Annotated in this window: 23 protein-coding genes; 14 read left to right on the top strand and 9 right to left on the bottom strand. The window is 60.8% G+C overall.

Annotated elements, in window-relative coordinates:
* Positions 1-130: 130 nt before the first annotated feature.
* From J2045_RS06730 to J2045_RS06680, 11 genes are all read left to right on the top strand, one after another.
* A complete protein-coding gene (locus J2045_RS06730) occupies positions 131-1,981 on the top strand; it encodes an extracellular solute-binding protein (protein ID WP_307370812.1) in 1,851 nt (616 codons plus the stop codon).
* Between the two features lie 142 nt (positions 1,982-2,123).
* Entirely contained in the window at positions 2,124-3,218 is a 1,095-nt protein-coding gene (locus J2045_RS06725; protein ID WP_307370809.1) for a microcin C ABC transporter permease YejB, read from the top strand.
* Complete coding sequence (locus tag J2045_RS06720) at positions 3,218-4,354, top strand: ABC transporter permease (protein WP_112247118.1); 1,137 nt, start codon at positions 3,218-3,220, stop codon at positions 4,352-4,354. The genes J2045_RS06725 and J2045_RS06720 overlap by 1 nt, the downstream gene beginning before the upstream one ends.
* 66 nt (positions 4,355-4,420) lie before the next feature.
* Positions 4,421-4,678, top strand: coding sequence for a hypothetical protein (locus J2045_RS06715; RefSeq protein WP_307370805.1), 258 nt, complete (start codon positions 4,421-4,423; stop codon positions 4,676-4,678).
* Positions 4,675-5,178 carry a type II toxin-antitoxin system VapC family toxin gene (locus J2045_RS06710; RefSeq protein WP_307370803.1) on the top strand — a complete coding sequence of 168 codons (504 nt, stop codon included), beginning with the start codon at positions 4,675-4,677 and terminating at the stop codon, positions 5,176-5,178. Before J2045_RS06715 ends, J2045_RS06710 begins: the two co-directional genes overlap by 4 nt.
* Positions 5,175-6,803 carry an ABC transporter ATP-binding protein gene (locus tag J2045_RS06705; protein WP_307370800.1) on the top strand — a complete coding sequence of 543 codons (1,629 nt, stop codon included), beginning with the start codon at positions 5,175-5,177 and terminating at the stop codon, positions 6,801-6,803. The genes J2045_RS06710 and J2045_RS06705 overlap by 4 nt, the downstream gene beginning before the upstream one ends.
* Positions 6,804-6,816: 13 nt before the next feature.
* The gene (locus J2045_RS06700; protein ID WP_307370797.1) at positions 6,817-7,779 is read left to right on the top strand and encodes a 2-hydroxyacid dehydrogenase; all 963 of its coding nucleotides are present in this window, start codon (positions 6,817-6,819) and stop codon (positions 7,777-7,779) included.
* 94 nt (positions 7,780-7,873) lie between these two features.
* Positions 7,874-8,170 (top strand): hypothetical protein, encoded by a 297-nt coding sequence (locus tag J2045_RS06695; RefSeq protein WP_307370795.1) that lies wholly within the window; start codon positions 7,874-7,876, stop codon positions 8,168-8,170.
* 181 nt (positions 8,171-8,351) lie between these two features.
* The gene (gene pncB, locus J2045_RS06690) at positions 8,352-9,656 is read left to right on the top strand and encodes a nicotinate phosphoribosyltransferase (RefSeq protein WP_307370793.1); all 1,305 of its coding nucleotides are present in this window, start codon (positions 8,352-8,354) and stop codon (positions 9,654-9,656) included.
* Between the two features lie 103 nt (positions 9,657-9,759).
* The gene (locus J2045_RS06685) at positions 9,760-10,224 is read left to right on the top strand and encodes an SRPBCC family protein (RefSeq protein WP_307370791.1); all 465 of its coding nucleotides are present in this window, start codon (positions 9,760-9,762) and stop codon (positions 10,222-10,224) included.
* 95 nt (positions 10,225-10,319) lie between these two features.
* Positions 10,320-10,475: a hypothetical protein gene (locus J2045_RS06680; RefSeq protein WP_307370789.1), complete on the top strand. Its 156-nt coding sequence runs from the start codon at positions 10,320-10,322 to the stop codon at positions 10,473-10,475.
* 17 nt (positions 10,476-10,492) lie between these two features.
* Here the strand turns inward: J2045_RS06680 and J2045_RS06675 are convergent, their stop codons facing one another.
* From J2045_RS06675 to J2045_RS06635, 9 genes are all read right to left on the bottom strand, one after another.
* Positions 10,493-11,479, bottom strand: a complete 987-nt coding sequence (locus J2045_RS06675; protein WP_307370786.1) for a type II secretion system F family protein — start codon at positions 11,477-11,479, stop codon at positions 10,493-10,495.
* Between the two features lie 10 nt (positions 11,480-11,489).
* A complete protein-coding gene (locus tag J2045_RS06670; protein WP_307370784.1) occupies positions 11,490-12,506 on the bottom strand; it encodes a type II secretion system F family protein in 1,017 nt (338 codons plus the stop codon).
* A gap of 5 nt (positions 12,507-12,511) precedes the next feature.
* Entirely contained in the window at positions 12,512-13,996 is a 1,485-nt protein-coding gene (locus tag J2045_RS06665) for a TadA family conjugal transfer-associated ATPase (protein WP_307370781.1), read from the bottom strand.
* A gap of 26 nt (positions 13,997-14,022) precedes the next feature.
* The gene (locus tag J2045_RS06660; RefSeq protein WP_307370779.1) at positions 14,023-15,312 is read right to left on the bottom strand and encodes a CpaE/TadZ family protein; all 1,290 of its coding nucleotides are present in this window, start codon (positions 15,310-15,312) and stop codon (positions 14,023-14,025) included.
* A 32-nt stretch (positions 15,313-15,344) separates the two neighbouring features.
* Positions 15,345-16,022, bottom strand: a complete 678-nt coding sequence (locus J2045_RS06655) for a CpaD family pilus assembly protein (protein ID WP_307370776.1) — start codon at positions 16,020-16,022, stop codon at positions 15,345-15,347.
* Positions 16,023-16,081: 59 nt separating this feature from the next.
* Positions 16,082-17,638: a type II and III secretion system protein family protein gene (locus J2045_RS06650; protein WP_370873008.1), complete on the bottom strand. Its 1,557-nt coding sequence runs from the start codon at positions 17,636-17,638 to the stop codon at positions 16,082-16,084.
* A gap of 13 nt (positions 17,639-17,651) precedes the next feature.
* Positions 17,652-18,464 (bottom strand): Flp pilus assembly protein CpaB, encoded by an 813-nt coding sequence (gene cpaB, locus J2045_RS06645; protein ID WP_166600108.1) that lies wholly within the window; start codon positions 18,462-18,464, stop codon positions 17,652-17,654.
* Positions 18,465-18,578: 114 nt separating this feature from the next.
* A complete protein-coding gene (locus tag J2045_RS06640) occupies positions 18,579-19,091 on the bottom strand; it encodes an A24 family peptidase (protein WP_307370774.1) in 513 nt (170 codons plus the stop codon).
* A 143-nt stretch (positions 19,092-19,234) separates the two neighbouring features.
* A complete protein-coding gene (locus J2045_RS06635) occupies positions 19,235-19,420 on the bottom strand; it encodes a Flp family type IVb pilin (protein WP_307370772.1) in 186 nt (61 codons plus the stop codon).
* Between the two features lie 511 nt (positions 19,421-19,931).
* Between J2045_RS06635 and J2045_RS06630 the strand changes: the two genes are divergently transcribed.
* The 3 genes from J2045_RS06630 to J2045_RS06620 all read left to right on the top strand — a co-directional run bounded on the left by J2045_RS06630 (position 19,932) and on the right by J2045_RS06620 (position 21,671).
* Complete coding sequence (locus J2045_RS06630) at positions 19,932-20,303, top strand: pilus assembly protein N-terminal domain-containing protein (protein ID WP_166600260.1); 372 nt, start codon at positions 19,932-19,934, stop codon at positions 20,301-20,303.
* A 109-nt stretch (positions 20,304-20,412) separates the two neighbouring features.
* Positions 20,413-21,051, top strand: coding sequence for a TadE/TadG family type IV pilus assembly protein (locus J2045_RS06625; RefSeq protein WP_166600105.1), 639 nt, complete (start codon positions 20,413-20,415; stop codon positions 21,049-21,051).
* 23 nt (positions 21,052-21,074) lie between these two features.
* Positions 21,075-21,671, top strand: a complete 597-nt coding sequence (locus tag J2045_RS06620) for a TadE/TadG family type IV pilus assembly protein (RefSeq protein WP_307370768.1) — start codon at positions 21,075-21,077, stop codon at positions 21,669-21,671.
* Positions 21,672-21,738 lie beyond the last annotated feature (67 nt).

The following is a 21,738-nucleotide window of genomic DNA, read 5'->3' as shown; positions in this document are numbered from 1 at the left end:
AGCGTGAAACGGAAATGGGGTGAATCTGCGGAAGGGCTCACGCTCACTTCTCTGTCAGTCGTCTGTATTTTGCCCCCATTTGTCCTATTCTGCTTCGCAACCACGGAAAAGAATAAGGGGATCTTGGGTGATGAGTCTCAGGAACAAGCGCGTCGCAATTTGGGGTGTCATTGCCAGCCTGGGGCTGGCGCCCATGATGGCTCCCACTGTCGCCCAAGCGCAGGAGCCCGCGGAGCCGTTCCGCCACGGCGTCTCCATTCTCGGCGACCTCAAGTATCCGCCGGGCTTTGCCCGGTTCGATTACGTCAACCCCGAGGCGCCCAAGGGCGGCACCTTGCGCATGTCCTCGACCGGAACCTTCGACACGTTCAATCCCGTGCTCGACAGGGGTGAGGCAGCCCCCGGCCTTGCCAACGTCTTCGATACGCTCCTCAAGGACACCAGCGACGAGATCTCCACCGGTTACGGGCTTCTCGCCGAAGGGGTCTCCTTCCCGGCGGATATCTCCAGCGCCACGTTCCGGCTCCGGGCCGAAGCGCGCTTCGCCGATGGCGAGTCGGTGAAGCCTGAGGATGTCATCTTCAGCTTCGAAAAGCTCAAGGAGTTGAACCCGCTCTACATGAGCTACTACAGCCATGTGATCTCCGCCGAAAAGACCGGTGATCGAGATGTGACTTTCCGCTTCGATCAGAAGAACAACCGCGAACTGCCGATGATCCTCGGCCAGTTCCCGGTCGTCGCCAAACACTGGTGGGAAGCAAACGGCGCCGACGGCAAGCCGCGCGACATTTCGCGGACTACACTCGAGCCGGTTATGGGCTCCGGACCCTACAAGATCGCCGAGATCAATGCCGGCGCCACGATCCGCTACGAGCTGCGCGACGACTATTGGGGCAAGGATCTCAACGTCAACGTCGGCTACAACAACTTCCGCAATGTCACCTACACGATGTTCGGCGACCGCGACGTCGAGTTCGAGGCCTTCCGCTCCGGCAACACCGATTTCTGGCAGGAGACACGTGCCGCCCGCTGGGCAACCGGTTTCGACTTCCCTGCTGCCCAGGATGGCCGCATCAAGAAGGAAGAATACGAGAATCCGTACCGGGCGACAGGCGTCATGCAGGCGCTGGTGCCGAACATGCGGCGCGACATGTTCAAGGATCAGCGGGTCCGGAAGGCTCTCAACTATGCCCTCGACTTCGAGGAGCTGAACCGCACCGTCTTCTACAATGCCTATTTCCGCGTCAGTAGCTTTTTTAGCGGAACGGAGCTTGCATCCAGCGGGCTGCCCCAAGGCCAGGAACTGGAGCTCCTGACAGCCCTCAAGGACAAGGTTCCGGCCTCTGTCTTCGATACGCCCTACACCAACCCCGTCGGCGGTTCTCCGCAGGCCTCGCGAGACAATCTGCGCAAGGCAGTCGAGCTCTTTAAGCAGGCAGGCTATGAGCTCCGTGGTAATGCCATGGTCAATTCGCAGACCGACCAGCCCTTCCGCTTCGAACTCCTGCTGTCCAATCCTCAGCTTGAGGTCGTGGCGGTTCCCTATCAGCAGCAATTGCGCAAGATCGGTGTGGAAATGGCAGTGCGCACGGTCGATCCCTCGCAATACACCAATCGAACCCGCACCTTTGACTACGATATGACCTGGACCGTCTGGGCCCAGACACTCAACCCCGGCAACGAGCAGCGCGACTATTGGGGTTCGACATCAGTGAACCGTGAAGGCTCCCAGAACTACGCGGGCATTTCCGATCCGGCCGTCGATGCCTTGATCGAAAAGATCATCTTCCCCGCCGATCGCGATGAGCAGATCGCTGCCACCAAGGCCATGGACCGTGTGCTTCTGTCCCACGATTACGTCATCCCCCTCTACTACGGAGGGACTGCCCGCTATGCCTTCTGGGACAAGTTCGAGCACCCGGCCGAACTGCCGACCTACAGCACCGGCTTCCCCTCGATCTGGTGGGCGAAAAGCCCGTGACCCCGCCTCGGGGCTTGCGCCGGGAGCGTGAGACTCTAGGAATGTAGGGTACGAATCGCTGGACAACGGAGCGGCGGATATTGGCGGACGAAACGAGCTTGGACATCATGGTGAGACCCGACCCTGAAGCGGGACGTCGCGCATGACCGCCTATATTCTCCGGCGTCTGCTGCTGATGATCCCGACCATGATCGGCATCATGGGCATCTCCTTCATCGTCATCCAGTTTGCGCCCGGCGGCCCGGTCGAGCAGGTCATTGCGCAGCTGAGCGGCCAGGGCGATAGCGCCGATGCGCGTCTGTCCGGTGGCGGCGATATGCTCAGCCAGCAGGTGGGCACGGAGGAGGGCGGTTCAAGCTATCGTGGCGCCCAGGGCCTCGATCCGGAACTGATCGCCAAACTCGAAAAGCAGTTCGGCTTCGACAAGCCGCCGCTCGAGCGCTTTCTCGAAATGATGTGGAATTACATTCGCTTCGATTTCGGCGAAAGCTTCTTCCGCAACACTTCCGTCATCGATCTCATCATCGAAAAGATGCCGGTATCGATCTCGCTCGGCCTCTGGGTGCTGCTGATCTCTTATGCGATCTCCATTCCGCTTGGGATCAGGAAGGCGGTCGCCGACGGCTCCCGCTTCGATATCTGGACGTCAGGCGTCATCGTCATCGGCTATGCCGTCCCGGGCTTCCTCTTCGGCATCCTGCTGATCGTCCTTTTCGCCGGCGGCTCTTTCTTCGACTGGTTCCCGCTTCGCGGTCTCACCTCCGACAATTTCGCCGAACTCTCCTGGTGGGAGAAGATCATCGACTACTTCTGGCACCTTGCCTTGCCGCTGACCGCCCTTCTGCTCTCGGCCTTTGCCACGACGACATTGCTCACCAAGAACTCCTTCATCGACGAGATCAAGAAGCAGTATGTGGTGACCGCCCGCGCCAAGGGTCTCGGCGAACGCCAGGTGCTCTACGGCCATGTCTTCCGCAACGCCATGCTGATCGTGATTGCAGGCATCCCTGCGGCCTTCATCTCCGCCTTCTTCACCGGTTCGCTGCTGATCGAGAACATCTTCTCGCTCGATGGCCTTGGACGTCTCGGCTATCTCGCGGTCGTCAACCGCGACTACCCGATCGTCTTCGCCACGCTCTACATCTTCTCCCTGATGGGCCTCGTCGTCGGCCTGATCTCCGACCTGATCTACACATGGATCGATCCGCGCATCGATTTCGACCGGAGGGATGTCTGATGTCCGCCGTCGAAACCACCGCCATCACGCCGCCGAAAAAGACCTGGCTCAAGCCTACCAACGCTCGCCGCCTTGAAAACTTCAAGGCCAACCGGCGCGGTTTCTGGTCCTTCTGGATCTTCATGGTCCTGTTCGTGCTCAGCATGTTTGCCGAGTTCATTGCCAATGACCGGCCAATCATCGCCTCCTACAAGGGCGAGATCCTCTTCCCCGTGGTCGTCGATTATCCGGAAGAAAAATTCGGCGGCTTCCTTGCCGTCACCGATTATCGCTCGCCCTTCATATCAGACGAGATCAACGCCAATGGCTGGATGGTCTGGCCGCCGATCCGCTATTCCTACCGCACGGTGAATTCCGAGGTGCCACATTCGGCACCAACAGCGCCCTTCTGGCTGATGGACAAGGAAACCCGCTGCGCCGCCTATCCGCTGAAGGCCGAGGACCCGAACTGTGTGCTCGGCAACATGAACTGGCTCGGCACCGACGACCAGGCGCGCGACGTCATGGCCCGCATGATCTATGGCTTCCGCATCTCGATCCTCTTCGGTCTCGCACTCACGCTCGCCTCTGCCGCGATCGGGGTGACGGCCGGTGCCGTCCAGGGCTATTTCGGCGGCTGGACCGATCTTCTGATGCAGCGCTTCATCGAGATCTGGTCCTCGATGCCGGTCCTCTACATCCTGCTGATCATCGCCGCCATCCTGCCGCCCGGCTTCTTCGTCCTGCTCGGCATCATGCTGCTTTTCTCATGGGTCGGCTTCGTCGGCATCGTCCGCGCGGAGTTCCTGCGCGCGCGAAACTTCGAATATGTGAATGCAGCCCGCGCCCTCGGTGTCGGCAACTGGACGATCATGTTTCGCCACCTCCTGCCGAACGCCATGGTCGCGACCCTGACCTTCCTGCCGTTTATCCTCTCCGGCTCGATCACCACGCTGACCTCGCTCGACTTCCTCGGCTTCGGCATGCCGCCCGGCTCGCCCTCGCTGGGCGAACTCATCGCCCAGGGCAAACGCAACCTCCAGGCCCCCTGGCTCGGCCTCACTGCCTTCTTCACCATGTCGATCATGCTCTCCCTGCTGATCTTCGTCGGCGAAGCCGTGCGCGATGCGTTTGATCCAAGGAAGACCTTCCGATGAGCACGGGTTCGTCATGGAGACGCATATGTGGCATGATGCTACGAGTCCGATCAGGAGCGTAATGCGATGAACAAGATCGTCAGAGAGCATTATCCGGTTGAGAATCTGCCCGCCGACCTGAGGGAGGGGCTCGGCAATGGTGCGACTGTGCGGGTCGTGATCGAGATCGACGATGCGAAGTCTGATGCCGCGCCGAAGCAGCGGACGGTCAAAGAGACGTTGGAGCGTTTGGAAAAGCTGCGGCAAGCGCGTGCCCCAGACAGCGACATGGCGGAAGCAGTGACGCGGATTCGGACATTGCGAGACGAATGGGAAGCGGAATGATTGCCGTTAAGCGTGTCTATCTCGACACAAACGTCTTCATCATGCTTTCGGAAAAGTCGCATCAACTCCAGCGATTGCTTACAAATGCGATTGCAGCTCAGCCTATGGGAAGCCCTCCAGTCTTTGCGACGAGCGAACTGACACTGTCTGAGCTTCTCGTGAAACCCCATCAGATGGGCGATGATACGCTGATTGAAGGCTACGAATCACTGATCCAGAGCAGCGACTTGCTTGACGTCCGCCCGGTTGATCACGGTGTCTTGTACTACGCTGCCGTCATCCGCGCCCAATACGGTCATTTGAAGCTGCCGGATGCTATCCATGTATCGAGCGCGCTAGGACAGGGCTGCTCTCACTTCCTGACCGACGATCAAGGCATAAAAGATCGGTACGATTTGGTTCACACGCGATACGGCTCCCTAGCGGGTAGCGCCAGTCTGACCATCCTCCGCCCCGACGAACCCACGCTCACCTCCCTGATCGAAAGCCTGTCCGCATGACCGAACCCCTGCTTTCCGTGCGCGATCTCTCCGTCGCCTTCCACCAGGGTGGCCGCGAGAGCCTGGCGGTCGACCGCGTCTCCTTCGACATCGGCCGTGGCGAGATCGTTGCCTTGGTCGGCGAATCCGGTTCCGGCAAATCTGTCTCTGCCGCCTCGATCCTGAAACTTCTGCCCTATCCGGCTGCCAGCCATCCATCCGGCCAGATCCTCTTCGACGGTCGCGACCTGATGACGGCCAGCGAGCCCGAGCTTCGCGCCGTGCGCGGCAACGACGTCACCATGATCTTCCAGGAGCCGATGACCTCGCTCAACCCGCTGCACACGATCGAGCGGCAGATCGGAGAGATCCTGGCCCTCCATCAGGGCCTTGAAGGCGCACCCGCCCGTGCCCGCGTGCTTGAGCTTTTGCATCAGGTCGGCATCCGCGAGCCGGAAAAGCGGTTGACCGCCTTCCCGCATGAACTCTCGGGCGGCCAGCGCCAGCGCGTGATGATTGCCATGGCGCTTGCCAACAGGCCGAAGCTGCTGATCGCCGATGAACCGACCACGGCCCTCGACGTCACCGTCCAGGCCCAGATCCTCGAACTCCTGGGGCGCCTCAAGTCCGAGCATGGCATGTCCATGCTGTTCATCACCCATGACCTCGGCATCGTCCGCAAGTTCGCCGATCGGGTCTGCGTCATGACCAAGGGCAAGATCGTCGAGGCCGGAGCCGTCGAGGACATCTTCGAACGGCCACAGCATGCCTATACCAAGAAGCTGCTCGCCTCCGAGCCGCGTGGCGAACCGCCCGCACTGGACGAAACAAAGCCCGTCGTGATGCAGGGTGAGGACATCCGCGTCTGGTTCCCGATCAAAGCCGGCTTCCTGCGCCGCACCGTCGACCACGTGAAGGCCGTCGATGGTGTGGATCTCACGCTGCGCGCCGGCCAGACGCTCGGCGTCGTCGGCGAATCCGGCTCCGGCAAGACCACGCTCGGTCTCGCTCTCTCGCGTCTCATCTCGTCGAAGGGCCGTATCAGCTTCATCGGCAAGGATATCCATGCCTTTTCCTATCGCGAGATGCGCCCGCTTCGCGATCGCCTGCAGATCGTCTTCCAGGATCCCTTCGGCTCGCTCAGCCCCCGCATGTCCGTGGGTGAAATCATCGCAGAAGGCCTCAAGGTCCACGAAAAACAGCTCACGGCGGAAGAGCGCGATGCCCGTGTCGCCTGGGCGCTCAAGGAGGTCGGCCTCGACCCCGCCACCCGCTGGCGCTACCCGCATGAATTCTCCGGCGGCCAGCGCCAGCGCATTGCGATCGCCCGCGCCATGGTGCTGAAACCCCGTTTCGTCATGCTCGACGAACCGACCTCGGCGCTCGATATGACCGTCCAGGCCCAGGTCGTCGATCTCCTGCGCGATCTGCAGGCCAAACACGATCTCGCCTATCTCTTCATCAGCCACGACCTGAAGGTGGTGAAGGCGCTCGCCAACGAGCTGATCGTCATGCGCGGCGGAAAGGTGGTCGAAAAGGGCCCGGCCGCAGAAGTCTTCGCCGCGCCAAAGGCCGATTACACCCGCGCGCTGATGGCTGCGGCTTTCGATCTCGAAGCCGTCGAGGCCGGCGGCATCCGCCAATAATGTGAGTTTCCAGATGTCCGAAAAACGCCCCGTCGTCATCGACCTCCGTTTCGCACGCGAAAGCGTGGTCTCCGCTCTCCGTTCCGCCTTCAAGGATCGTCCGGTCATCGACATGGGCGATCCGGCCAATGCCGACCGGGATCTCTCGGACGCCGAATTCGCCGTCGTCTGGAAGCCGGACCCGGCATTGTTCCAGAGGGCGTCCGGCTTGAAGGTTATCTTCTCCGGCGGTGCCGGCGTCGATCACATCCTCTCCGCCTATGAGCTGCCCGACCTGCCGATCGTCCGTTTCGTCGATCGCAGCCTCACTGACCGCATGAGCGAATGGGTCGTCTGGCAGTGCCTGCATCACCTGCGAAACGGCATCGCCTATGCCGGCCAACAGCGGGATCGCATCTGGCACGAGATCTCCGAACAGCCCGAAGCTCGCGATGTGACCGTCGGCGTCATGGGGCTCGGCGTTCTTGGTGCAGACGCCGTCCGTAAGCTCAAGATCATGGGCTTCGACGTCATCGGTTGGTCCCGTCGGTCAAAGGTGATCGACGGGATCGCAACCTTTGATGCTGCCGGTCTTGATACCTTTCTCGGCCGAACCGACATCCTGGTCGGTCTGCTGCCGCTCACCGATGATACGCGCGGCATCTATGATCGCGCGCTCTTCTCGAAGCTGCGCCGCACCGGCCCGCTGGGCGCCCCGGTCTTCCTGAATGCCGGTCGTGGTGGCAGCCAGAAGGAGAGCGAACTGATCGAGTGCCTGACCGACGGAACCCTGAAAGCGGCGTCCCTTGACGTCTTTGAAAAAGAACCGCTTGTCGGCGAAAGCCCGCTCTGGTCGATGCCCAACGTGGTCGTCACGCCCCACGCGGCAGCCGCATCCGATGTCCGCGCCCTCTTGCGCCATGTCGAAGCCCAGATCGCACGACTTGAAGCCGGTGAACCGTTGGAATTCGTAGTCGATCGCACGTCAGGTTATTGAGGCCTGCCAAATCGCGGAACAAACCACGAGAGCTCCCGTTTGTCCTTGGAAGGTGCATCCAGCGAGTTGCTGCGCCAGAACAGGGAGTCTGACAATGAACAGCAGAACCGACATGCCCGACACGAACGATCGCCGGACACGCGGCCTTCGACCCGAGCCGGTCACGGCGACGGAAGCCCGCCAGGGGGCCCGCGGAAAGCCCGTGCTGATCGTCCTGTTGGCGGGCCTCATCCTGGCCATGCTGGTCTGGATTCCGATCGAGTGGTGGGGCAACTCGATTGCACCCGACAATCCGACCAATCGGGCGCAGGAGCAAACCATGCCGGCTCCGATGGAAAACGAGAGCCAGGACCAGAACGTGCCTCGATCCAATCCGACGCCGGGCCAGTAACGCCAAATCTCGATCCGATCGGTTCCTGTCTTCGAGATTTGGAACAAGCCTCGCGGCTGGCAACGATGCCACGTCGCTCACTGGACAATCCGACATTGATTGCCGATAACTGCTGCGGAAGCGACCGAAGCATTGCGGTCGCCCGCCGCAGTGCCCGCTGCGGATACGAAGGCAGTGGATCATGACAAAGACAGACATCGCGACCAGGGTTCACAATCACGCCTGGAAGCTTGATCCCATCATCCGCAGCCTTCTCGATACCGATTTCTACAAGCTGCTGATGCTCCAGATGATCTGGAAGCTTTACCCGCAGGTGAATGCCACCTTCACGCTGATCAATCGCACCACCTCCGTGCGCCTCGCGGATGAGATCGACGAACAGGAACTGCGTGACCAGCTCGATCATGTTCGCTCGTTGCGCCTCACCAAGAAGGAAATGATCTGGCTTGCGGGTAACTCCTTCTACGGCCGAGCCCAGATATTCGAACCCGAATTTCTGGCCTGGCTCGGGAACCTTCAACTTCCCGAATACGAGCTGGCCAAGCGTGACGGCCAATATGAGTTGACGTTCCACGGTAGCTGGATGGAGACCACATTGTGGGAGATTCCGGCGCTTGCGATCATCAACGAATTGCGCTCGCGCGCTGCCATGCGCTCCCTCGGCTATTTCACCCTCGATGTGCTCTATGCCCGTGCCAAGGCCAAGATGTGGGCCAAGGTCGAGCGGCTGCGTGAACTCCCGGGCCTGCGGATCTCCGATTTCGGCACCCGCCGTCGCCATAGCTTCCTCTGGCAGCGCTGGTGTGTTGAAGCGCTGAAGGAAGGCATCGGCCCGGCCTTTACCGGCACCAGCAATGTCCTGCTCGCTATGGATTCGGATCTGGAAGCGGTTGGCACCAATGCGCATGAACTTCCGATGGTCATCGCCGCGCTTGCCAACAGCGAGGCCGAGCTTGCAGCCGCGCCCTATCAGGTCCTGAAGGACTGGAAGCGCCTCTATGGCGGTAATCTTTTGATCGTCCTTCCCGATGCTTTCGGCACCACGTCGTTTCTCGAACATGCCCCCGAATGGGTCGCTGACTGGACCGGCTTCCGCCCGGATAGCGCGCCGCCGATCGAAGGCGGTGAGAAGATCATCGACTGGTGGAAGAAGATGGGCCGCGACCCTCGCCAGAAGCTGCTGATTTTCTCCGATGGTCTGGATGTCGACGCGATCATCGATACCTATCGCCACTTCGCCGGTCGTGTTCGCATGTCCTTCGGCTGGGGCACCAATCTCACCAATGATTTCGCCGGCTGTGCCCCGCGCGAAATTGCCGGCCTGAAGCCGATTTCGATCGTCTGCAAGGTGTCAGAAGCCAATGGCCGCCCGGCCGTCAAGCTCTCCGACAATCCGCGCAAGGCGACGGGTGATCCGGCCGAGGTCGAACGGTATCTCCGCTTCTTCGGTTCGCAGGACCGCGTCGAACAGGCTGTCCTCGTCTAAGGGACCCGCCTTTGATGCTTTGGCAGTCTTGCATCCTGGGGGCAGGCCATGCAGTCTCCCTGCTGCGGGAGGGAGCCCGCGATCTGCAAGGGAGGAATGCCGGATGGACATGCAGGGCAGCGAGCGCATCGAGGCGCCGGTCGAGACCGTATGGCTGGCGCTCAACGATCCCGAGATTCTGCGCCAGTCGATTCCCGGTTGCGAGAGCCTGGAAAAGACCTCGGACACCCATATGACCGCCAGGGTCGTGCTCAAGATCGGGCCGATCAAGGCGAAGTTCGAGGGCGCCGTTGAACTGCAGAATCTCAACCCACCGAACTCCTACACCATCTCTGGTGAGGGCAAGGGTGGCCTCGCGGGTTTTGCCAAGGGCGGTGCGGATGTCACGCTGACCCCCGAAGAAGGCGGCGCGACCCTTCTGACCTACACCGTGAAGGCTGAAGTCGGGGGCAAGATCGCCCAGCTCGGCAGCCGTCTGATCGAATCCACCTCGAAAAAGCTGGCTGGCGAATTCTTTTCCAACTTCAGTGCAGCCGTGACTGCCGGCGACGTTCAGGCCGAGGCTTGACCAGTTGCATCCGATAGGCTGAAAGCCTTGCACAAGGAAGCGTCGTCATCGTGGAACCAGCCGAGATGATTCGGCCTTATGGGGACATGACGATGATGAACGAAGGACCTGACCAGTATTTCGAACAGCAGGACATGGCTGTGAAGCTGATGCTTCTCGAACACAAGTCCGACGAACTCACAGACATCCTGGTGGAAGCCTTGCAGGACGCGCTGAAGCTTCTCGAAGAAGAACTCGCCACCGTTCACTGAGGTCCGGCTCCGCCGGATCAGAACCGGTCTGAGACCTGGATGCCCGCAGGGCCCAGGATGACCGCGATCAGCACCGGCAGGAAGAACAGGATCATCGGCACGGTGAGCTTCGGCGGAAGGGCTGCTGCCTTCTTCTCGGCTTCGTTCATGCGCTCGTCACGGCCTTCCTGGGCCAGAACACGCAGGGCCTGAGCCACGGGCGTCCCGTAGCGATCCGCCTGGATCAGCGCCTGGACGACATTCTTGACGCCATCGAGCTGGGTTCGTGTCCCCAGGTTTTCGAGCGCCTGTCGGCGGTCGGGCAGGAACGACAGCTCTGCGGTTGTCAGCACCATTTCCTCGGCCAGTTCAGGTGATTGCTCGCCGATCTCCTCAGAAACCCGCCGCATTGATGCCTCCAGCGAAATACCGGATTCAACGCAGATCAGCATCAGGTCCAGCGCATCCGGCCAGGCACGTCGGATTGATTGCTGGCGTTTCGAAATGCGGTTCGAGATATAGATGTTCGGCAGATAGAAGCCGATATAGCCGCCGACGATCGTGGCAAACAGCCGGATCGGAAGCGGCTTCTCTGCGAGATTTCCCAGAGCAAAGATCCAGAAGGCGGTGAGTGCCAGTGTCGCGAAAGGCAGGAGAAAACGCGCCACGAGGAACATGTTCAACGCGTTCTGTGATCTCAGGCCTGCAGCCTTCAGCTTGTCGACCGTGTTGTCGTCCACCAGCGCCTTGCGCAGGTTGAACCGTTCAACGATGTGCCGCACCGACTTGTTGTTCGTCGTTCTGAGCGATGCGCGGCTCTGGGCAGCTTCGGCGTTCAGCTTTGCCCGCTCGCGTGCGCGGATCAGGTCGCGCTCGGTCGAGACCGCACGCATGCGCTTGTTCAGGTCGCCACGTTCCAGATAGGGCATGGCGAACGTGTAGAACGTGCCGAACACCGCGAGCGCCACGAGAACGGCGATCACCAGCGTCGGATCTGTCAGTTGTGCGGCCCAGTCTTCCGTCATCGCCCGCTCCTCAGATCTCGAAGTTGATCATGTTGCGCATGACCAGAAGGCCGATGCTCATCCAGACGGCCGAGACGCCGAGGATCAGGTGTCCGCGGGAATCCGTGAACAGGATCATGATGTAGCCCGGTGACGTCAGGTAGACGAGCAGGGCCACGATAAAGGGCAGTGCGCCGATGATCGCGGCCGAGGCCTTCGCTTCCATCGACAGCGCGTTGACCTTTGCCTTCATCTTCTTGCGGTCACGCAGGACGCGCGAGAGGTTGGAGAGCGCTTCGGAGAGGTTGCCGCCCGCCTGGCCCTGGATCGCGATGACGATGGCAAAGAAGCTGACTTCGTTCAGCGGCATGGTCTGGTGCATGCGGGCCACGGAATCGGGCACGCTCAGGCCGAGTTGCTGGGACTCGACGATGCGCCGAAACTCGGTTTTGACCGGGTCCTGGCCATCCGAGGCTATCATCCGGATCGCGTCGTTCAGCGGAAGGCCCGAGCGAATGGAACGTGTCATGACGTCGAGCGAATTGGGGAATTCTTCGAGAAACTTCTTCTGGCGACGGCCGACGAGAAACCCGACGAACCAGCGGGGTAGGCCGAAAGCGGCGACGAATGTGGCACCTGCGATCACCAGCGGCCCCATGCCCGCGAGGAATGTCACCGCCAGCACGACCAGTCCTATCAGCACGCTCACCATATAGAACTGGGGCAGGGAAATCGCCAGGCCCGATTGCACCAGCTTCGCCTTCAGGCTGGCGGCATTGGCCTTCTTGGTCTTGTCCTGCTGTTGTTTCTTCTCGAGTTCCTTGAGCGAGTCCTGCACCGATTTGCGTCGCTTGGAAATCTCCTGCACGCGGTCGCGGGCGGCCTTCATCTGGTTGGTGTCGGTTTCGGCAGACCGCACGCGGTTGATGCGGGTTGCCGTCTTTTTCTCGGTCTCGATCTTCGAATAGAGCACACCATAGGCCACGGCACCGGTCGAGACGGCGACCAGAGCAACGATGGCGAGGACGGTGGGATCGATGCCGAACATGATGATCAGATCCCCTTTGACTTCTGTTCCATGGTATCAAGTGCTGCGGCCAGGCGACGGTCCTCGTTGTAGTAGCGCGCACGGTCCCAGAAATGCGGCTTGCCGATGCCGGTCGACATGTGTCGGCCGATGATCTTGCCGTTGGCGTCCTCGCCTTCCATTTCGTAGCGCATCAGGTCCTGGGTGATGATCACGTCGCCTTCCATCCCGATGACCTCGGTGATGTGCGTGATGCGGCGCGAACCGTCGCGCAGGCGGGCCGCCTGGATGATGACGTCGATGGAGCCGGAGATGATCTCGCGCACGGTCTTGGCCGGCAGCGAGAAGCCGCCCATGGCGATCATCGATTCCATACGGCTCAGGCACTCGCGTGGCGTATTGGCGTGGATCGTGCCCATCGAGCCGTCGTGACCCGTGTTCATTGCCTGAAGAAGGTCGAAAACTTCAGGTCCGCGCACTTCACCGACGATGATGCGTTCGGGGCGCATACGCAGGCAGTTCTTGACGAGGTCACGCATGGTGATCTCGCCTTCGCCTTCGATGTTCGGCGGGCGCGTTTCAAGACGTACCACATGCGGTTGCTGCAGCTGCAGTTCCGCCGTGTCTTCGCAGGTGATGATGCGTTCGTCCTGGTCGATGAAGCCCGTAAGGCAGTTGAGAAGCGTGGTTTTACCCGAGCCGGTACCGCCAGAGATGACGACGTTGCAGCGAACGCGGCCGATGATCTGCAGAACCTCGGCACCTTCAGGCGTGATCGCGCCGAACTTGACCAGCTGCGCGAGGTTCAGCTTGTCCTTCTTGAACTTACGAATGGTCAGCGCCGGCCCGTCGATGGCCAGCGGCGGGGCGATGACGTTGACACGCGAACCATCGGGCAGACGCGCGTCGCAGATTGGGCTGGATTCATCGACGCGGCGACCGACCTGGCTGACGATACGCTGGCAGATCGACAGAAGCTGCGAATTGTCGCGGAATCGGATTTCCGACTCGATCGTCTTGCCGCCCACTTCGATGAAGGTCTGGCCGGCGCCGTTGACCATGATGTCGGCGATGTCGTCGCGGGCCAGCAAAGGTTCAAGCGGACCATAGCCGAGAACGTCGTTGCAGATGTCTTCGAGCAGTTCTTCCTGCTCGGAGATCGACATCGCGAAATTCTTGATCGTGATGATATCGTTGACGATGTCGCGGATTTCTTCGCGCGCGCTTTCGCCGTCGAGCTTGGCCAGCTGCGACAGGTCGATCGTGTCGATCAGTGCCGAGAAGACCTGGCTTTTCGTGTCGTAATAATCTTCCGTCCGCGGCGGCTTCTTGCGCCCGGGGGTTTGCATCGACGGCGGGGTAACCTGCTGTCGGCTGCTGACCTCAGGGCTGCCGGGTTCGATGAGCGTGCTGGAACGCGCCGCAGGCGCGGCAGCAGCGGGCTGTGCCGGGATCGTGCCGACGCCCGCCCCGCCTTTGCCGAAACCGTCGTTTCCGCGTTTGCCAAACATGAGCTCTACCTGTTCCTGTTACCGGTCTACTTCTTGCGCAGTTTCTCGATGAACGAGCCGAGGCCCGCCTTCTTGGGTTTCTTGATCGTCGCACGGCCCGTGACGAGATGGGCAAGCTGCGAGAAGGTCTCCGCCGTCGGTGACTTTCCATCCATCTCGCTGATCATCCGGCCGCTATTGGCCGCCGTACCGAACAACTGAGCATCGAAGGGAATGATCGCGACCGGCTCGAGCTCGAGCGGCTCGAAGAAATCAGACGGCGCGATCTCCGGCCGTTTGGGCATGCCCACCTGGTTCAGGATCAGATGCGGCGGCTTGTCCTGCGGCCTCAGCTTCTTCAGCGCGTCGATCATGTTTTTCATGTTGCGCAGGTTTGCGAGGTCGGGTGCGCAGGTAATGACGATCTCATCGACGTCAGCCAATACCGCACGTGTCCAGTCGGCCCAGCTATGCGGCAGGTCGAGCACGGTGACCGGCGCGCTGCGCTGGAGGACGTCGAGGATCGGCTGGAACGCGCCGCGCTCGTAGTCATAGCCCCGGTCGAGGATCGAGGGGGCTGCGAGCAGGGAGAGGTTTTGTCCGCATTTCGTCAGGAGGCGGTCCAGGAAGACTTCATCCAGGCGCTCCGGAGAGAATACCGCCTCGGCCATGCCCTGTGCCGGATCCTGGTCGAAATCGATATTGGCGGTTCCAAATGGCAGGTCGAGATCCGCGAGCACGGTTTCAGTGGAGAACAGCGAGGCGATGCCGAAGGCGCAGTTATGCGCAATCGTCGACGAGCCCACGCCGCCCTTGGCGCCGATAAAGGCGATGCTGCGCCCCAGCGGTTCGGCCTCGGGGTCGACGAAGATCGACGCCATCGCCGCCATGATGTCGGCCATGCTGAACGGGGCTACGATGTATTCGGAAATGCCGCTGCGGATCAGTTCGCGATAGAGCGAGATATCGTTGTGCCGGCCGATGAGGATGACACGAGAGCTCGGATCACAGACCTCGGCGAGAGGCGCGAGTTCGGTCATCAGATCGCGCGGGCCGGCATCGGTCTCAAGGATGATCAGGTTCGGCGTTGGCGTGGACGAAAACATGTTCGCCGCCGCCGCGATATTGCCGTGTGTGATGCGCATGCTGACCCGCGCCAGGCGCCGGTCAGCCGCACACTGCTCCATCACGCGATACACGGCATCGCTGACGCAGAAGGCGTGAACGGAGATCCGCGGCAGTGGTCGCAGGTTTTCGACATCGCCAGCGATCACCGCCTCGGAAGTCCCGCGATGTCCGCCATTGGTTTCGCCGATTTCGTAGTCGATCGCGTTCATGCTCTCATCCTGTCCTTTTGGACCCGCCCGCATCAGTTCGTGGAGGTGTCGGCGCCTCTGCGATAGAGGCCGATCACGGTCGACCGCCGGGTCGCATCGATCGGGGCCATGTCGCGAGGCGTGACGAGATCCATCGGATTGGCGATCTGTGCGGCGAGATTGCTCTGCGTCGCGCAGCCGAAATTATGGTAGTTCTTGTTGCTGAAAGTGTTGTTCTGCAGATCTTCGGGCCATTCGCCGCAAGGGTTGGTCATCGCCGTGATCGCCACATAGCTGATGCGCACCGGCGCGGCATTGCTGTTCGCCTCTGCCTGATAGGTCGTCTCGATGATCCGGTTGGACGGCACGCCACGGGTGGTCAGGACCTGACGGATCTGCTTGCGCATGGCCGATGCGGCACCGCTGTTGGGCGATCCGTGCGGCATGATGATCTGGAGGGTGCCGGTCGATGCCGAGAGATAGTCGGCCGCAAAGCCGGCAATCGAATCCTGCACGCTCAAGGTCAGCCGCCGGTCACCGGAGGCGATCGGTATATCCAGCGTATGCTCGACTTCGCTCAGCATGATCGGATGTCGGGTACGGTAGTCGTCCGGGATCGCCGAGGTGGACATCTGGTCCTTCATGCCCCCGCAACCGCTGAGCACCGCGACTGCACCGAGGAGGACGCTGGAGATGACGAGACGCTGGACTGAATGACGTGCGGATGCCATGGCTGGCCAACTTTCCCTGACTTGACGTGACGAGTGTTCCATCGTGATCCTCGCGCCGTTCATTTGTAGATGAAGCCCACCGCGCCATGGTACTGACCGGGCGGAACTGGGTTCTCGCGGCGGCCGTAGACCTTGTTCACCTTGTTCAGGAAGAAGGTCGCGCCGTCGTTTTCGGGGTTGAAGTTGTCATCCGGTCGCGACAAGGCCCCGCGCGCCACAGGGCGCACCAGATAGGGTGTCGCGATGATGACCAGTTCAGTCTCATTGCGCTGGAAGTCCTTGCTGCGGAACAGCGTGCCGAGCACCGGAACCTTCGAAAGCCCCGGCAGGCCGGACATGGCCTGGCGAATGTTGTCCTGCACCAGGCCAGCGATCACGATCGAGCCGCCGGATGGCAGTTCCACCGTGGTCGATGCTTCGCGCTTGCGGATCGAAAGGAAGGTGGAACCAGGAACCTGGTTCAGGATGTTGCCCGTGACCTGGGACGATTCCCAGGTGGGTTCGGAGACATTGGTCTCGATCTGCAGGCTGATGCGGCCCGGAGCCAGCACGACCGGACGGAAGTTCAGCTCGATACCGTAGTCGACCGTCTGCGTGGTTCGTTCGATCGACGTGCCTTCTTCGTCGCTGCTGACTTCCTGGGCGCCTGCCAGACGGAATTCGCCGCCGACATAGAATTTCGCCGGTTCGCCGGAGATCGCAGTCAGGCTTGGTTCTGCCAGCGTGCGCATCACGCCGGCCTGTTCCATGGCATTGATATAGGTGTTGATCCCCAGACCGCCGATGCCGGCCGAAATCGTCGCCGTCCCGGTTGGATCGATTGCATTGCCGAGGTTCGACGGGTTGGCATAGCTGATGCCGGTCGAACCATCGGAAATGCTGCCGGAGAAGCCGAGCTGCTTCAGAACCTGGCGGCTGACTTCTGCCACAGTGACCTTCAGGGTGACCTGATCCTCGCCCTCGATGGTCAGCAGGTTGACGATCTGCGACGTCTGTCTCTGTTCGGCGTAGATAGCCACGGCGCCGTCGCCGCTGCTCTCGCTTGTCGCGGTCGTATTGCGGGTGGTTGCTTCACCGCCTTTAAGGAAGGCTTCGGCAAGGCTGGCTGCACGGGCTGCGTCCTGCGGCGTGCGCACTGTGCCGGTCAGAACGATGTTGTCCGAAACAATCTCGACCTTGATGTCGGATTCGGGAATGAAGCGGCGCAGATTGGCTTCCAGGCCCGAAATGTCGCGCTCGATCTGGATGTCGAGGCTGACGATCTCCTCGCCATTTGCGCCGAAAATGAAGATATTGGTCTGGCCTACCATCTTGCCGAACAGGTAGATACGGCGCGAGGAGCGCGTCACGGCATCCGCCATCACCGGATCTGCGACCAGAATGTCGTGTGCGTCCGCCGGCAGATCCACGACCAGCGCCTTGTTCAGCCCGAGCTTGACGGTTCTGCGGGCACCTGGTCCGCTATTGGTGATCCGGAGCACCGTCTCCTGCGCGGCTTCCGCTGCCGTAAACGGGCTGCCATGGCTGGAGAAGGCTGTCGGCGATCCGGTCAAGGCCATCGCAAAGGCGATGCTGCCTGTCAGGGATACACGGAATGTTTGCATCAGGCTGGCCACGATGTGTCCCCACTCACTGCATGGAATTGGCGGTCGATGAGGTCGACTTGACGACCTCGCCGGACTTGATGACCTGGATGGTCGGCTGGCCATCTCCGCCACTGAGCAGATGGTCGGCAGCCGAAGTGTCTTCCTCCTGCGCATCAGCGACCGACCGCAGCGCGAGCGACAGGCGGTCGGCCATCTGCTGGGCCACGGCCATCACCTTTGTCTGCTCCGGCGTCAGTTCCAGGGTCGCGGTGGTGCCGATCACGGACTTGGAGCCGTCGGGGGCTTCCTCGATTTGCTGGTCGATGGCGAGAACACGCACGTTCGACAACACGGTCTCTGTCAGGAAATTGTCTTCGTCACCCTTGCGGACCATGATCACGTCGACCCGGTCGTTCGGCAGAATGAAGCCGCCGGCGCCTGTGGCGACCGAAATTTCGGTCGAGACCGCCCGCTTTCCGGAAGGCAAAAGCGCCGAGAGGATACGGGAGGAGGAATCGGCGATCTTCTCGCGCCGCAGCGGTTCGCCTTCGAAGACCGGCAGGCGTACCACCACGCCGTTGAGCTCGGTCAATGCGTCGGGCCGGGTCGAGGAGGTGATGAAGCCGTCGACCACGCTGCCTTGCGGCCAGGGCATCCAGCGCATGGAGTTTTCATCGAGACGGGCACCAACGGGAAGATTCTGGGCCGAAACCAGAACGTCGACGGTTGGCTCCTTCTCGACAACCGAATCCTGGACGATCACGGTCTGGTTGCCGGTGAGCCGCATGGCGAGCAGACCGGCCATACCGGCAGCCACGACGGCGACAGCGAGTATGATGAGACGGGCGGGTTTCATGATCGATCCTTCGGCGACGCAATAGGTGCTGCCGGCAAGGTTGATCAGGAATTGGTGTACTTATGGTTAATAAGCCGCTTACGTTCGTGGTTAACGCAAAGTTTCTCCGGCGTGTCAGCCGAGATTGCGGATGGCGGCCATGACCAGTGGAGAGCTGGGATAGGCGATCAGTCCAGCAGCGCCAATGGCGATCGCATAAGGGATCTTGTTGGCGACCATCAGTGTCTGTGGAAGCCTGATGCCCACGAACTCGAGTTTCAGCCAGTGAGCCCGGGCGAGTATGACGAGGATCGTCAGTGCGCCGCCAATGTAGGCGGTCAGGATCAGGAACTCGGCGAGAGACGCATTGAACCCGAACCAAAGCGCTGCTGCTGAAAGAAGCTTTGCGTCCCCGCCGCCCATCACATTCAGGGCGAACAACGCGAAGACGACGACAAAGACGGAGCCTGCGGCGGCAAAATGCCAGGCAAGATCACCGAGACTGAGCCCGCTGAAGGGCGCGGCGACCAGGAAGGCTGTGACTAGGATGACTGGAATGCGGTTCGGGATGGTCATCTCAAGGAAATCCGTCAGCGCCGCAAGCGCCAGACAGATCGGCAACACGAGGAAAACGGTCGCAAAGTACATTGTTCACTTTCCGGTGGCGCTCGAGTTGATCGTATCTCTTGTCGCGAAGTTTCCGACGACGCTAAGATCTAGCTAATCCCGCAATGCGAAGAAGCCGCCATGAGCTGGCGGCTTCTTCTGATCCCGAAAGATCCGCCAGCAGATTACTGGCTGGCCGTCACGCCCTGGCCCATCTTGGCGCCAACGTTGACGAACGTGTTGTTCAGGGCGCCGCCCAAGGTCGTCGCGCCGGTGATCAGGGCGACCGAGATGAGGGCGGCGATCAGGCCGTATTCGATGGCGGTTGCGCCGGACTCGTCCTTGACGAAACGTGCGAAAAGCTTGGTCATGTTATTCTCCTACTCCGCGAGGTTGATCAGCACTGCCGGCAACTGTTTGCCGTTGCTCGGATGAAGCCAACCTAAACGGCGGCCTATTGCCATCGACTTAAGAAAAAGAGTTACCAGATCGTGAAACGCCGCAAGCCATTCGCGTGGTAAACGAATGACGCTGCAAACCACTAAAATATGGAGGTTCTGTCGAGGAAAGCAGGCCCTTGGCCAAGCGTTGCCGGGAGCGCCCGCGTAATCGGTGAAGCGCGGGCACGGCTTCGACCGCCGGCCATGGCCTGAAAACTCCGTGTAAGCCCGCAAAAATGTATCCGATTGGGACAGTTTGCTCCGCAGGGAGCCGTTTTCAGGTCAAGGACGGAAAACAATCGCAGCCAGAGCGCCTATGAAAAGCGCTCTCATGCCCCCTTAACTCTTCATTCACCTAAAGCCGGCATCCTTTTGGCCAGCCTCCACGCGTGCACCCAAAGGCATGTCCATGTTCCACCGTCGTCTCGCCGCCACCGCCACCATGATCCTGGCCTTCGCCACGGTCTCGGTCGCGCCCGTCGCACATGCGGAAGATGAAGGGATCCTGCGCGTCTATATGAACAGCGCGCGCGTACTGAAGCTCGACCGCCCCGTCAGCAAGGTGATCGTCGGCAATGCCGAGGTCGCGGATGCAACCGTGGCCGACGCAAAGACCATTGTGCTGACCGGACGGGCCTATGGAACCACCAATCTGGTGCTTCTCGATGCGGACGGCAACGCCATCGTTGACGAGCGCATCCTGGTATCCATCGACGAATCGAGCACGGTCCGGGTCTTCAAATCGACTGCACGCACGGTCCTGTCTTGCACGCCCAATTGCGAGGAACACGCCCAGACCGGCGCCACGCAGTGACAAACGCCACGTTTGCGTTTCTCCGCCGCAGCAAAGTGTAAAGATTCCGGAAACGGAAAATCAACACTTGGCTCGTAGCTTCTCCTCATCTTTGAAGATGGATGAGGCTATGACAAGCCAGAGTGTCGATCAACATCATCGGGTTGAACGCGTCCGAAGGACGCGGTTTCGTCTCTGGACAAAACTGGCGCGATCCCGTGACGGCGCCGCGGCCATCGAGTTCGCCATCCTCGCGGTTCCCTACTTCATCATCATCTTCGCGATCATCGAAACCTTCGTCGCCTTCGCGGCCGAGCAGCTGGTGACCAACGCGGTCAATACGTTGGGACGGCAGCTGCGGACCGGCCAGATCACCTACCAGCTGAACCGCACCACGGACATGGACGTCACGAAGTTCCGCAAGGCCTTCTGTGATGAAGTGAACATCATGATCCAGTGCTCGGAGACGGAGATCTCTACGCCGAGCAAGCTCTATATCGACGCGCGGACCTTTGCCAGTTTCGGCGCCATTCCGAAAACCATACCGCGCGTTTCCTCGGCCACCTTTGCCGACATTGATCCGACGAGCTTCAAATTCACGCCCGGAGGGCCCGACACGATCAACATGCTGCGCGCCTATTATCGCTGGCAGGTGATCACGGACCTCGTCCGCCCCTATATCACGACGATCCGGCCTTCCGATGGTTCGATGCCCTCCGACTTCCTGATCGTGGCAACGACGGCCTTCCAGAACGAGAATTATCCATGACCGAAAGAGGCAAAGAGAGATCCTTGTTCGGCAGGGCAGTGGACGGCGCAAACCGGGTTGCCATCGCCACCGGTCGTGGACTGCGCCGTCTGGCGCGGGACAGGCAGGGTGTCGGCGGTGTCGAGTTCGCCATCGTCGCGCCGATGCTGATCGTTCTCTACCTGATGGCTTTCGAGCTCACCATGGGGCTCAGCGCCGCCAAGAAGACCTCGATGGCCAGCAGCACGGTCGCCGATCTGATTGCCCGCCAGGAAAAGGTCAACAAGGCCTTCCTGACGACCATGTCGGATGTGACCGGCGCCATCTTCGTGCCCTATCCCTCCAACAATCTGCTGATCAAGGTGAGCGCGATCAAGATCGATTCGGCCAAGGCTGCCAAGGTCACCTGGTCCTGGTCGACAACCGGCGTGGCACCCTATGCCGTGGGCACAACGGCACCCGTGCCGGCTGACATGCTGGTGGCGGATACCTTCCTGATCCGCAGCGAACTCAGTATCTCGCACGAATTGATGATGTATCTTCCCGGTCTTTCCGGCACCGATGCCAAGAGCCTCACCCTGGCACGCGAATTCTATTTCCGTCAGCGTCTGGGCACGGAAGTGACCTGCACGGACTGCTGACGCCCTTCGTTTGCCAAGGCCTCGCCCAGGCGCTATGGATGCTGTCAACGGCCGGCATAACAAGCAA

Source organism: Peteryoungia aggregata LMG 23059 (assembly GCF_030814435.1).
Classification (GTDB): domain Bacteria; phylum Pseudomonadota; class Alphaproteobacteria; order Rhizobiales; family Rhizobiaceae; genus Allorhizobium; species Allorhizobium aggregatum.
This window is presented reverse-complemented; position numbering and strand designations above follow the sequence as displayed.